9 protein-coding genes are annotated in these 12,154 nt (G+C 66.7%); 4 read left to right on the top strand and 5 right to left on the bottom strand.

Features of this window, described 5'->3' with window-relative positions; translation table 11 throughout:
* Window positions 1–7: 7 nt before the first annotated feature.
* From H556_RS0106535 to H556_RS0106525, 3 genes are all read right to left on the bottom strand, one after another.
* Window positions 8–328, bottom strand: a complete 321-nt coding sequence (locus tag H556_RS0106535) for a ribonuclease E inhibitor RraB (RefSeq protein WP_003166071.1) — start codon at window positions 326–328, stop codon at window positions 8–10.
* A 174-nt stretch (window positions 329–502) separates the two neighbouring features.
* Window positions 503–3,862, bottom strand: a complete 3,360-nt coding sequence (locus H556_RS0106530) for a TonB-dependent receptor domain-containing protein (protein ID WP_024353676.1) — start codon at window positions 3,860–3,862, stop codon at window positions 503–505.
* A 223-nt stretch (window positions 3,863–4,085) separates the two neighbouring features.
* A complete protein-coding gene (locus tag H556_RS0106525) occupies window positions 4,086–4,784 on the bottom strand; it encodes an HAD family hydrolase (RefSeq protein ID WP_024353675.1) in 699 nt (232 codons plus the stop codon).
* Window positions 4,785–4,905: 121 nt separating this feature from the next.
* Between H556_RS0106525 and H556_RS0106520 the strand changes: the two genes are divergently transcribed.
* The 3 genes from H556_RS0106520 (at window position 4,906) to H556_RS0106510 (ending at window position 8,430) form a co-directional block, all read left to right on the top strand.
* Window positions 4,906–6,213 (top strand): amino acid permease, encoded by a 1,308-nt coding sequence (locus H556_RS0106520; protein ID WP_024353674.1) that lies wholly within the window; start codon window positions 4,906–4,908, stop codon window positions 6,211–6,213.
* Window positions 6,214–6,300: 87 nt separating this feature from the next.
* Window positions 6,301–7,461, top strand: coding sequence for a glutamine-hydrolyzing carbamoyl-phosphate synthase small subunit (carA, locus tag H556_RS0106515; RefSeq protein WP_024353673.1), 1,161 nt, complete (start codon window positions 6,301–6,303; stop codon window positions 7,459–7,461).
* Window positions 7,462–8,430, top strand: a complete 969-nt coding sequence (locus H556_RS0106510; protein WP_024353672.1) for a hypothetical protein — start codon at window positions 7,462–7,464, stop codon at window positions 8,428–8,430.
* Window positions 8,431–8,436: 6 nt separating this feature from the next.
* On the opposite strand, the gene H556_RS0106505 is transcribed toward H556_RS0106510, so the two are convergent.
* A complete protein-coding gene (locus H556_RS0106505; RefSeq protein WP_024353671.1) occupies window positions 8,437–8,700 on the bottom strand; it encodes a hypothetical protein in 264 nt (87 codons plus the stop codon).
* A gap of 185 nt (window positions 8,701–8,885) precedes the next feature.
* On the bottom strand, window positions 8,886–10,094 hold the full coding sequence (locus tag H556_RS0106500; protein ID WP_024353670.1) for a patatin-like phospholipase family protein: 1,209 nt from the start codon (window positions 10,092–10,094) through the stop codon (window positions 8,886–8,888).
* 172 nt (window positions 10,095–10,266) lie between these two features.
* Here H556_RS0106500 and dnaG point away from each other — a divergent pair, with 172 nt between their 5' ends.
* Window positions 10,267–12,144: a DNA primase gene (dnaG, locus tag H556_RS0106495; protein ID WP_024353669.1), complete on the top strand. Its 1,878-nt coding sequence runs from the start codon at window positions 10,267–10,269 to the stop codon at window positions 12,142–12,144.
* Window positions 12,145–12,154 lie beyond the last annotated feature (10 nt).

The raw sequence follows: 12,154 nt of genomic DNA, 5'->3' as shown, positions 1-12,154 counted from the left end.
CGTCTACTCAGTTCGTCACGACCGCGCACTCCCAGCCGTCGTAGTCGAGCTGGAAGGCCGCGGCCCAGGTTTGCATCATGGCCGACACAGGCGAAAACGACGCCTCGTCGACCGGCATGGTGGTCTCCAGGACGGTCATGTCGCCCTGGCCCCGCGTCAGGAAGCCCGCACGGCGGGCCACCTCGCACAGGTCGCCGTGCGCCTCTTCCTCGCCGTAGAAGTAGAACAGCGTATGGCGCGGGGTGATCCCGCTGTCGCCCTGCTCTGCGAGCGCGGCGCGCACCATGGCGTCCTTTTCTTCATGACTGGTCAGGGCGGCGGTCTCCACGCGCGCAGACGGACGGGCGCGAGCGCGCTCGCGGCCGATCCGTTCGGGTTGTCGGTTAAGCGGCCCGTTTAGAGAGGGAGCAGCCGGGGGGCAAGAGCCTATCCCCCATGAGCGCACAAGAAAAAGGGGCGGCCCGTAAGGACCGCCCCCAGAGTTTCAAACCTCGTCCGTCCTTTAGAAGGGACGGAAGTTCAGGCCGACGAAGAAGCGGCGGCCGTAGGGGTCGAAGTTGGAGTAGATGGTGGTGCCCAGGATGTCGCGCTGTTCAGCGTCGAACAGGTTCACCACGCCGGCGCGCAGCGTCAGGTCGTCACGCACGTTGTAACGCACGGTGATGTCGTGACGCGTGAAGTTGCCGGTGTCCATCTGGTCGGCCAGACGCGAGTCCGCGTTGTTCACGAAATCGCGGGCGCGAACGATGTTGGTGGCGGACTGCCAGTCGGCGGTCCAGTTCACGTTCCAGATGTCGTTCGGACGCCAGGACAGCGACGAGGCCATGCGGACGCGCGGGTAGGCGTTGGTGCCGCTCAGGCCGATGCTGGCCGCCAGTTCGTTGTAGTCCGACGGATCCGCTTCGTTCAGGAACTGCTTCTGCTCGATCAGCCACGAACCCTGCAGGCGCCAGTCGAAGGAGCCCCAGTTCTTGCCCCAATCCGCGGTGTCCCACGAATAGTTGGCGCCGAAGTCCAGGCCGCGCGTTTCCAGAGCCGCGTAGTTGAACGACCGCTCGATAAAGCCGCCGATCGGGTCGCCCGAGGGGGCGCCGACGCCGAACTCGATGTTCGGGTTGTTGCGGAAGATCGAGTTACAGGCGTCCATGTTCAGCTCGGCGCCGCTGACGCAGTTGGCGGCGATGCCGGCGGCCGACACGGCGGCGATGACCTTGTCGATGCGGATTTCATAGTAATCCAGCGACAGGGTCAGGCCCGGCGCGAAGCGCGGCTGATAGACGGTCGAGAAGGTGAAGGATTCCGACTCTTCCGGCTTCAGGTCGGGGTTGCCGCCCGAAACGCCGGCGATGCCCGAGGTGTAGTTCGGACGGAAGTCGTCGGTGTTGGTGGCGGTTTCGCCGGCGAAGTCGAACGACAGGCCCTGCTGTGCGGCCAGGGCCGTACAGTTCTTGACGCGGTTGGCCTTGATCTGCTGGTCGTCGAGAGCCGCGATGTTGGCCGTGGCGCAGGGGTCGCTGAAGTTGTTGGCGAACGTCTGGCCGTACGGCGAGTAGTTCTCACCCAGGTTCGGCACGCGGACCGAGGTGTTGAAGCTGGTCTTGAAGGTCAGATCGCGGATCGGACGGTAAACCAGGTTCACGCCGTAAACGTCGACGTTGCCGACGGTCGAATAGTCGGCCCAGCGGTACGAGCCGCTCAACTCGGCGTATTCGCCCAGGAAGGAGTCGCGGAACAGCGGCACAGCGACTTCCGCGAACAGTTCCTTGGACTCATAGCTGACTTCCGGGAAGTCGTCGCCGGTGTTCAGGAACAGCAGGCGGTCGCCCGCCGTGGTGCTGCGACCGACGGCCGAGGTGGTTTCCTTGCGCCATTCGCCGCCGAGGGCCAGGCCGAGGTTCCCCGCGCCCCAGAAGTCCCACAGTTCGGTCGAGACCGAGCCGATGAACTGGTGCTGCTCGTTCATTTCCTCGACGCGGACGAAGGCGTCGACGTAGTCCAGAGCTTCAGCCGACTGGTTGCCGGCGCCGAAGATGTTCAGCGGAGTGCACTGGGCGATGGCGTTGCGGCCATACTCCGTCTCACGCAGGTCGCCGCCACGGACCGGGTCGTACAGACCGGCCTGAATGACTTGGCCCTGCTCATTGACCTCACGCATCGGCACGCCGCGCGCATTCAGCAGGGCCGAACGGCAGACGACGGCGCCGGCGGAGCCCAGCAGGCCGGTCGTGTCGACCACGGCGTCGGCGGCCAGGGCCATGCGTTGCACGTCTACGCCGCGCTCGATGTTCTCGATCTCGACCTTGCCGTAGGTGTAGCCCAGGTCCCAGGACAGGGACTTGGCGAAGCCGATCGGGCCGTGGTCGCCGTCGAAGCCTACGACGTAGCGTTGCAGGTCGCGGGTGTTCTTCTGCGAACGCTCGGGGCCAAAGAAGCTGTGACGCGCGATCGGCAGGCTTTGCGAGCCGATCAGTTCGCCGGCGTTCTCGGCCGTCGGGGGAGCGTAGATGTCGATCCTGTTGTTGGCGATCGCGCTCTTCATCGACTGCGGCAGGAAGGCGTTGTCATCCCAGCGCAGGTCGAAGGCCGAGGTGGCCCAGATCGAGTTCGTCTCACCGGCGCCATAGGAGTCATTGTCCAGGTCGACGTCGAAGAACGTCGGCTGACCACGCATGAAGGTTTCCTCGGTGATGTATTTGGCCGAGGCGTGGAAGTTGATCGAGTCGGTGATCTTGAAGTTGGTCCCGACCTGATAGCGCTGCGATTCCGAAGCCGGAATGCGGCTGTAGCCGGCGACTTCGCCGATCGGCATGCCGTCGCCGCCGATGTTGTAGGGGCGGTTGATGCCGACGTTGCCGACACGCTGGCCGAAGTTGGCTTCACGTGCGACTCCGCCGTCATAGACGAAGGTCTTGCCCGGCATGATGCCGTAGCAGTTGGCGGCGTAGGTGAAGCCACCGCCCGAGAAGCAGTTCTGATAGGGGACGTTCGGGTTGGTCAGGTCGCTGGGACGCTGCAGGTTGGCCAGGGTGGTCTGGCCCCAGGGCAGGATGTCCAGGCGGTTCAGGCCGTAGAAGACCTGAGCGTCCAGAAGGCCGTCATACGGATTGTTCGTCGGGTCGGCGTCGATGGCCAGACGGGCCGGGCCGCGACGGATCCAGTCGATGTCCATCGAGTCGACGTTGTCGATCTTCTCATACTCGGCGTGAGCATAGACGTTCAGACGGTCGTCGAAGAAGTTCTTGCCGATCAGGCCCGAGATGCGGCGGGTGGCTTCGCCGTTGTCGTTGATCTGGCCGTAGTTGGCGTCGATCTCGAGGCCTTCGAAGTCCTTCTTGAGGATGAAGTTCAGCACGCCCGAGACGGCGTCGGCGCCGTAGACCGACGAAGCGCCGCCGGTGATGATCTCGACGTTCTGGATCAGCAGACGCGGGATGGCGTCGACGTCCACCGACAGTTCGCCGCCCGAAGAACCGACGTGGCGACGGCCGTCGACCAGGGTCAGGGTGCGGTTGGCGCCCAGCGAGCGCAGGTTGGCCAGCGACAGGCCGCCGGTGTTCAGGCTGGAGCCGGTGGTGTCCGACGGAACCGTCGAGTTCTGCAGGGCCGGAATGGTGGCCAGGTAGTCGATCAGGCTGGTCTGGCCGGTCGACAGGATCTCTTCCTGCGTGACCTGGATGATCGGGGTCGGCGCGTTGGCGGCGCTACGGCGGATACGCGAACCGGTGACGACGATTTCGCCGACTTCCGTGGCCTGGGCGTCCGACGCGGGCAGTTCCGCCACCTGGGCCGAAGCAACGCCGGCGGCGGCGATGGTGCTGATCAGAACAGTGCTGCCCAGCAAACGGGAGCGATTAATACGCATACAGTTAAGCCTCACATTGCGACACGGTAGGAACCATGATCCGCCACAGGATTGCCTCAACCAGATGAGGTCAAGTTGCATCGCCCGCATGGAGGCTGAAGTGCGACGGTAATGTTGCCGTGTTGCAAATTTGGGACGAAATCTGTCCAATAGTGACGGAATAACGGCACGTTATTGCACCAAATAGGGCGAACTGTGTTTGAATTTAGACCAAGTAACCTTGTTATGGGTCGACTGTCTGAAGCCAGGCCGGCACTTCGTCGAAACGGCTCAGGCTGACGAAACGGGGGTGGCCTTCCGGAGCTTCCGCCAGTTCGTGCGTCCATGTGATCGGGTACGGGATATGGATTCCCCAGGCGCCGGCCTCGATGGCGGGCAGGACGTCTGATCGCATCGAATTGCCGACCATTGCCGCGTCGGTGGGGGCGACGCCGTGACGGGAAAATACAGTTTGGTAAGTTCCCCGGTCCTTTTCAGACACAATCTCAACGCCCGAGAAGTAGTCGCCCAGCCGTGAGGCGGCGAGCTTGCGTTCCTGGTCCATCAGGTCGCCCTTCGTGATCAGAATGAGGCGATAGCGCGTCGACAGATCGGCGACCGTGTCGGCGACGCCGGGCAGGGTTTCGACCGGGTGGACCAGCATTTCGCGCCCGGCGGCGAGGATTTCGCGCACGATGTGGGGCGGGGCCGAGCCCTCGCACAGCTCCATCGCCGTCTCCAGCATCGACAGGGTGAAGCCCTTCACCCCGTAGCCGTAGAGACGAAGGTTGCGCCGTTCGACCTGGGCCAGGCGGTCCATCATCACCGGCTCTTCGGCATGATCGGCCAGCAGTTCGGCGAACCGCTTCTGGCTCAGGCGAAAGATGGTCTCATTGTGCCAGAGGGTGTCGTCGGCATCGAGGCCGACCGTGGTGACGGGCATGGGCGAACTCCAGAACTTTTGGCGGGGCTTTAGCACGCCAGCGCCGACCGCTCATCCCGGCGACGGCGCGGGGAAGAATCTTCATGGCGACGGCTGCGACATTTCGGTCTATGCGGCGGGCATGAGCCAAGTCGACATCCTGCCTGAACCCTCGCGCCGCATCGGCTGGGGCCTGGCCGCCCTGGTGGTGGCCGGGAACATGATCGGATCGGGCGTCTACCTCTTGCCCGCCACCCTGGCGCCGACCGGCAGCAGCAGCATCATCGGCTGGATCGTCTGCGGCGTCGGCGCCGTAACGCTGGCGCTGGTGTTCGGCGGGCTGGGGCGGATGCAGCCGGAGGCCGACGGCCTGTCGGACTTCGCCCGGCGCGGTCTGGGACGGTTTCTGGGCTATCAGACGGGACTGGCCTATTGGGCCGCCTGCCTGACAGGCAACGTCGCCGTGGCGGTGGCGGGGACCGGCTATCTGGCCTTCTTCTTCCCGGCGCTGAAGGAGCCGATGTGGGGCGCGCTCAGCAATCTGGCGCTGATCTGGCTGACCACGGCGGCCTATGCGGCGGGGTCGAAGACGGCGGCGCGGTTCGGCGCGATCACCCTGGTGCTGGGGCTGATCCCGATCGGCCTGGCCATCATCGCCGGCGTCATCGCCTTCAGCGGCGACACCTTCACCGCCTCGTGGAGCCCGGCCGGCGAGCCGCTGATGAAGACGGTTCCGGCGTCGCTGGCCGTGATCTTCTGGGCCTTTCTGGGCGTCGAGAGCGCGGCGGCCCTGTCCAGTCAGGTGAAGAATCCGGCGACCGACGTGGGCCGCGCCTCGCTGGGCGGAGTGCTGCTGGCCTTCGTCGTCTATGTGGCGGCCAGCGTGGCGGTCTTCGGCGTCATCCCGGCCGATGTCCTGGCCCATTCGACCAGCCCCTATGCCGATCTGGTGGCGCGGGTCATGGGGGCCTCGGTGGCCGGTCTGGTGGCGGCCTGCGCCGTCATCAAGGCGACCGGCACCATTGCGGGCTGGACCATGATGGGCGGCGAGACGGCCCGCGCCTCGGCCGAGGCGGGTTGGCTGCCGCGCTGGTTCGGCGGAGCGCGGAAGGGCAAGACGCCCCTGTCCAATCCCCTGATCAACGGCGTCATCATGAGCGCCATGGTGATCGCCAGCGCCCAGCCGACGCTGGGCCAGCAGTTCGGCGTGCTGATCGGCGTGACCTCGGTGCTGACGTTGTGCCTGTACGCCCTGTGTTCGGTGACGCTGTGGAAGCTGACGACCAAGCCGGGCTGGCGCCTGCTGGCCGTCGGCGGGGCGGTGTTCTCGGCCTTTGCGGTCGCCGCGGCGGCGGGGGGCTATATCTGGCCCAGCGTCGGCTTCTTCGCCGTCACCAGCCTGGCCTGGCTGTGGGTGCGGCGGGGACAGCCCCGTGTTCAGGGCGCATAGACCGGAGGCCGTGTTGACAGGACCCCTTCATCTCTTTAGCGACCCCGCCGTTTGTCCGCCCGTATTCACTGCTAGGAGCCCTGCGCCATGACGACTCAAATCCTGTCCGGCGCCACCGGCGTCCTCGTGCTCGCAGATGGAACGGTCCTGTCGGGGATCGGCGTCGGGGCGACCGGCTCGGCGGTCGGCGAGGTGGTCTTCAACACCGCCATGACGGGCTATCAGGAAATCCTGACCGACCCCTCGTACATGAGCCAGATCCTGGCCTTCACCTTCCCGCACATCGGCAACGTCGGCGTGAACCTGGAGGACGTCGAGCAGATCGGCGAGGCGCCCGAGCGGGCCGCCCGCGGCGTCATCCTGCGCGACGTGCCGACCGACCCGGCCAACTGGCGCGCCACGGGCGGGCTGGACGACTGGATGAAATCGCGCGGCGTCATCGGCCTGGCGGGCGTGGACACCCGCGCCCTGACCCAGCTGATCCGCGAAAAGGGCGCCCCGCACGCCGTCATCGCCCATGATCCCGAAGGCCGGTTCGATCTGGAGGCCCTGACGGCGCAGGCGCGCGACTGGAAGGGGCTGGTCGGTCTGGACCTGGCCAGGGACGCCTCGACCACCCAGGCCTTTGAATGGACCGAGGGCGCCTGGGACTGGCCGACCGGCTACGCCAAGCCCGAGGCCGGCGACCGGTCGGTGGTGGTCGTCGACTATGGCGTCAAGCGCAACATCCTGCGCGCCCTAGCCTCGACCGGAGTGAAGATCACCGTGGTCCCCGCCTCGACCACGGCGGAAGAGATTCTGGCCCGCAACCCTGACGGCGTGGTTCTGTCGAACGGTCCGGGCGATCCGGCCGCGACCGGCGAATACGCCGTGCCGGAGATCCGCAAACTGCTGGACAGCGGCAAGCCGCTGATGGGCATCTGCCTGGGCCACCAGATGCTGGCCATCGCCCTGGGCGCCAAGACGCTGAAGATGGAACAGGGCCACCACGGCGCCAACCATCCCGTCAAGGACCTGACCACGGGCAAGGTCGAGATCGTGTCGATGAACCACGAGTTCTCGGTCGACGGCGCCAGCCTGCCCGAGGCGGTGGTTGAAACACATGTGTCGCTTTTCGATGGTACCAACTGCGGCATCGCGCTGAAGGACCGTCCGGTGTTCAGCGTGCAGCATCACCCGGAGGCCTCGTCGGGTCCGACCGACAGCCTCTATCTGTTCAAGCGTTTCGTGGATTCCATGAGGGCGTAAATGGCTTCACCGGCGGCGAAGTCGGCCTATCTGGGCTGGGTCGCCGCCGCGATCGCGGGCGAGAGGGGGGCCTCTCCAACCTTTGCGGCGGCCGAACACGATCTGATCCTGGGCTACGCCACCGGCTATGAAGCGGCCGATGTGGCGGTCTTTGTGCGCTCCCTGCGCGCGGTCTACGCCGGGCCGGTGGTGCTGGTGACGGATCAGGAGCCGGCGCTTCTGGATTTTCTGGCGCAGTATGGCGTGGAGTCTGCGCCGCCGCCTGCGGCTTGTAGCGGCGTGTGGCGTCCGCATCCGGTGATGCAGCGCTTCGCCGCCTTTGATGCCCTGATGAGCGAGCGGCCCTGGGCGCGCCATGTGCTGCTGACGGACGTGCGCGACGTAGTCTTTCAGGCGCCGCCGTTCGATCCGCCGCCTCAGAAGCTCGAGTTCTTCGTCGAGTATGACGGCGGGCTGAAGGGCCATGCCTTCAACATGAAATATCTGCGCGGCGTCGGCGGCGAGGACGTGGCGCGCGCCCTGGCTGAAAAGCCCTGCGTCTGCGTCGGCACCGTCATGGGGCCGCGCGCGTGCATGATCCGCTTCTGCCGCACCCTGCTGATGCTGGCGGCTATCCCCCGGTCCGAGATCGGCGGCGCCTTCGGGGCGGATCAGGCGGCGTGCAACATCGCCCTGCATCTGGGTCTGGTCGAGGGAGAGACGCAGCCCAACTACGGCCGGATCGCCACCGTGGGTCTGACGCCCGGAGGGGGCCTGTCGCTGGACGGGACGGGTCGGATCGTGAACCCCGACGGCGGGGTCAGCCCGATCGTGCACCAGTATGATCGCCACCCGGTGCTGATGGCGGCTATTCACGAACGCTGGGGGCAGGGCTTCGAGGCGCGCGAGCGGCGCCGGAGCAAGAGTCTGTCCGAACGCGGGCGCAAGCTCAGAGACTCCTTCGCCCGACGCCTGCCGGAACTGCGCTGAGGCGCCTTAAGGCAGGAAGGCCGGTTCGGCGCGACGTAGGGCGGCCGCCTTGCTGACGGCGATGCAGGCCGCGTGCAGCCAGTAATCCGCGTCCTCGCTGCGGTTTTCCTGACGCCGGAGCCAGCCGCGCTGACGGCGCAGGGCCGCGTTGGCCAGCAGGCGGGCGTGCAGCGCGCGCGGCTTGAGCAGGGGAACAGCGGGAGAGCCGGGGACGGCGACGGCGTCGGGGCCTTGGGGCTCCACCGCCGGGCGGGCGATGGCGATGAACATGAGAAAACCCATTCTGTGAACGGCGGTTGTCGCAGTCTGCGACGGGGCCGTCGGCGAAGGTCTCTGTTTCTCAGAGACGCAGGAAGAATCCACAGGAACTGTGGATAGTTCCGCCGTTATACGAAAAATATTGTTCGTAATCAGATGGTTGTGGCCCCAGTGCGGCCAATATGGTTAATGGAATCCTAACCTGTCGGAGCGATGACGACCGTGGGCGGCGTCTGTTCGCGATGTCTGCGGCGGCTGGGGCGCGGCTCGGACGGGTCGACGCGCCGGTCGAAGGCGCGGCCGGCCAGAGCCTCGGCCTCGCCTGCCTGGAACAGGGCGGTCATGTGGGCCTGGGTGAAGTCCAGGGTGTTGGCCTCGGCGTGGTCGGGGATGGCGGCGACCGACAGCGTCAGATCATAGCGGCGGGCGAACTGGGTGATGGCGGTCAGGTCCGAGCGCTGCAGGGCCTTCATCATGGTGTCGAAGCTGCGGGCGGCGATGCTGATGGCCGAAATGCGCGAGACGTCGAAACGCGGATCCCACTTGCCGTTGACCACGATCCAGATGCGGGCGTCGCCCAGAGGACGCGCGTTCGGCGCCTCCAGCAGCAGGGCCTGGGGCACGACCAGGAAGCTGGACACCGTGCCGCCGTCGACATGTAGTTCCTGAATGCGGCGGCCGTCATGCTCGACGTTCAGCAGGACGGGCGGAAAGGCGCCGGGAATGCTGGCCGAGGCGATCAGCACATTGACGAACAGCAGACGCGAGGCCTCGTCGTTTTGCTGGGCGATGGCACCCATGTCCCAGACGACCTGGGTCTGGGTGTCCAGACTGGTGGTCGAGACGTAGAGCCGACGACCCTTGCGGTGCTCCTCGGCGATGGCGGTCAACAGCTCGGGCGAGATGTTGTTCAGCACCAGATTGGTCAGGGGCTCGGGCTTGAACACGCCGGGCAGCATCAGGGCCAGCAGGCCGCGCGACTTCAACAGATCGTCGGTCTGGCCGCTGGTGTAGGCGTGCTCCAGCGCCGGGTCGAACCGCTGTCCCGCAAAGACGAAGGGGGCGATCAGGGCGCCGGTGGAGACGCCGGTCACCACCTCGAACTGGGGGCGGGTTCCCGCCTGGCTCCATCCGACCATGACGCCCGCGCCATAGGCGCCGTTGGCCCCGCCGCCGGACAGGGCCAGAATGTCGAACGTGCCGTCGGCCGTGGCGTTCTGGGCGTTGACCGTCTCGCGCACGAAGCGGTCGCGCGCCTCTGGAGTCAGGAAGTCATAGCGCCACGGCGGGCTGGCGGCGGTCAGGTCTGCGGCGGCGAAGGTCGGGCGCGGAATCGTCTGGCAGGCGCCGAGCGTCAGCAGGGCTGAGGGCAGCAGCAGCAGGATCAGAAGACGAAGACGGCGCATGGTCGCAAAGGCTCCGGCGAGGCTTGCATGAGTTAAAGCCCAGACGCTCGCCGGAAGGAAGCAAGCGGTTGTCCCCGCACTTATCCCCAGGCGGGGTTTTGCTCGGGGGCCGTCCGGGCGACGCAGCGGCGGGGGCTGGCCTTTGCCCGCCATCGGACGGCATAGGTCCGGGGTGCGATTTGACGAACGGTTCATCGAGGAGCTGAAGGCCCGCCTTCGGCCGTCCGACATCATCGGGCGGACGGTGAAGCTCAAGCGTCAGGGACGCGAGTTCGTCGGCTTGAGCCCCTTCTCGAAGGAGAAGTCGCCGAGCTTCTTCGTCAATGACGACAAGGGCTTCTTCCACGACTTCAGCTCGGGCAAGCACGGCGACGTCATCACGTTTTTGCAGGAGACGGAGCGGCTCAGCTTCGTCGAGGCGGTCAGCCGCCTGGCGGGCGAGGCGGGGATGCAACTGCCTGCCGAAGACCCCCAGGCCGCCGAGCGCGAGCAGAAGCGTCAGGGGCTGGCCGACTGGATGGAGCTGGCCCAGAAATGGTTCGCCGCCAACCTGCGCCGCAACGTCGGCAAGGCGGCGCGCGACTATCTGGAAAAGCGCGGCCTGCCCGAGGATCAGTGGGAGCGCTTCGGCTTGGGCTATGCGCCCAACGACCGTGAGGGGCTGAAGCAGGCGCTGGTCCAGCGCGGGGCGCGCCCGGGCGATCTGGTCGAGGCGGGGCTTCTCATTGCGCCGGAGGGAGGGGGGCAGCCCTACGACCGTTTCCGCGACCGGCTGATCTTCCCGATCCTGGACGCGCGCGGCCGCATCGTCAGCTTCGGCGGGCGGGCGATGAACCCCGACGACCGGGCCAAATATCTGAACGGGCCGGAGACGTCGCTGTTTCACAAGGGGGCGACCCTCTACGGTTTGCCGGAGGCGCGGCGGATCATGGGGGCCGAGAGCCGGGGCGAGCAGGGGATCATCGTCGTCGAGGGCTATATGGACGTCATCGCCTGTCACAGGGCGGGGCTGCCGGCTGTGTCGCCGATGGGCACGGCCCTGACCGAAGAGCAGATGGCGGTGCTTTGGCGCGTGTCGTCCGAGCCGGTGCTGAGCTTTGACGGCGACGCGGCGGGGCTGCGCGCCGCCTATCGTTCGATCGAGCGGGCGCTGCCGCTGTTGAAGTCGGGCAAGTCCTTCCGTTTCGCCCTGCTGGAAGGCGGGCAAGACCCGGACGACATCCTGCGTGATCGCGGGGCGCCGGCCCTGCGTCAGGCCATGGCCGAGACTCGGTCCTTCGCCGAGGTGCTGTTCCGTCGCGAGGTTGAGGCCGAGCCGCTGGACACGCCCGAGCGCAAGGCGGGGCTGAAGGGGCGACTGCGTCAGGCAGCCAACGCCGTGCAGGACAAGGATCTGGCCGAACAATACAGGCGCGACCTGTTCGACCGGTTCGACGCCCTGTTCCCGCGTCAGCCGCAGAGGCCGCAACAGTTGGGCGGTCGGCCGGGGCCGGGCGGGCGTTGGCGCGGTCCGCCGCCGCTGCAGGGGCAGACGGTCGAGGGCGCCCAGGCCATGCAGGCCCTGTTCCGCTCGGTCGAGCCGATCGCGGCGGCTCTGGCCCACGGGGCGCTGGACGACCCGGAGCGGCTGGACGATCACATGGAGGCGGTGGCTCGCTATGGCTTCGGCGATCCGGCGTTGGACGGGCTGGCGCAGGAGATGGTGCGTCTGCGTTTCTCAGGCCGAACCCTTGACTCCGCCGCCCTGCGCCGCCATCTGGCCCAATCGGGTCATGACGCCATGTTGCGCGAGGTCGAGAAGGCGGCGGCGAAGTCCGGCGCGCCATTCCTGGCTACAGACAAGCCCCTCGGCGAGGCGAGGACCCGGTGGTCGCAGGCGTTCGACGCTCTGACCCGCGCAGCGGCGTTGGACGAGGCGCTCGCTTCGGCAAAGTCGGAGGCCCACAAGGCTTTCGACACCTCGGCTTTCGCTCTGGTGAAGGCCGAGCGCGATGCGTTGCGACGGGCCATCAAGACCGGAACGATTTGGGAAGACTCGGCTTCTTCGTAGTGAACGAAGT

The organism is Brevundimonas naejangsanensis DSM 23858 (assembly GCF_000421705.1).
GTDB lineage: Bacteria > Pseudomonadota > Alphaproteobacteria > Caulobacterales > Caulobacteraceae > Brevundimonas > Brevundimonas naejangsanensis.
This window is presented reverse-complemented; position numbering and strand designations above follow the sequence as displayed.

Excerpts from the sequence above, each read along its gene's own strand:
- H556_RS0106510 (WP_024353672.1), top strand. The coding sequence starts at position 7,462 with ATGGCTTCACCGGCGGCGAAGTCGGCCTATCTGGGCTGGGTCGCCGCC.
- H556_RS0106520 (WP_024353674.1), top strand. The coding sequence starts at position 4,906 with ATGAGCCAAGTCGACATCCTGCCTGAACCCTCGCGCCGCATCGGCTGG.
- H556_RS0106500 (WP_024353670.1), bottom strand. The coding sequence starts at position 10,094 with ATGCGCCGTCTTCGTCTTCTGATCCTGCTGCTGCTGCCCTCAGCCCTG.
- H556_RS0106505 (WP_024353671.1), bottom strand. The coding sequence starts at position 8,700 with ATGTTCATCGCCATCGCCCGCCCGGCGGTGGAGCCCCAAGGCCCCGAC.
- H556_RS0106530 (WP_024353676.1), bottom strand. The coding sequence starts at position 3,862 with ATGCGTATTAATCGCTCCCGTTTGCTGGGCAGCACTGTTCTGATCAGC.
- carA (WP_024353673.1), top strand. The coding sequence starts at position 6,301 with ATGACGACTCAAATCCTGTCCGGCGCCACCGGCGTCCTCGTGCTCGCA.
- H556_RS0106525 (WP_024353675.1), bottom strand. The coding sequence starts at position 4,784 with ATGCCCGTCACCACGGTCGGCCTCGATGCCGACGACACCCTCTGGCAC.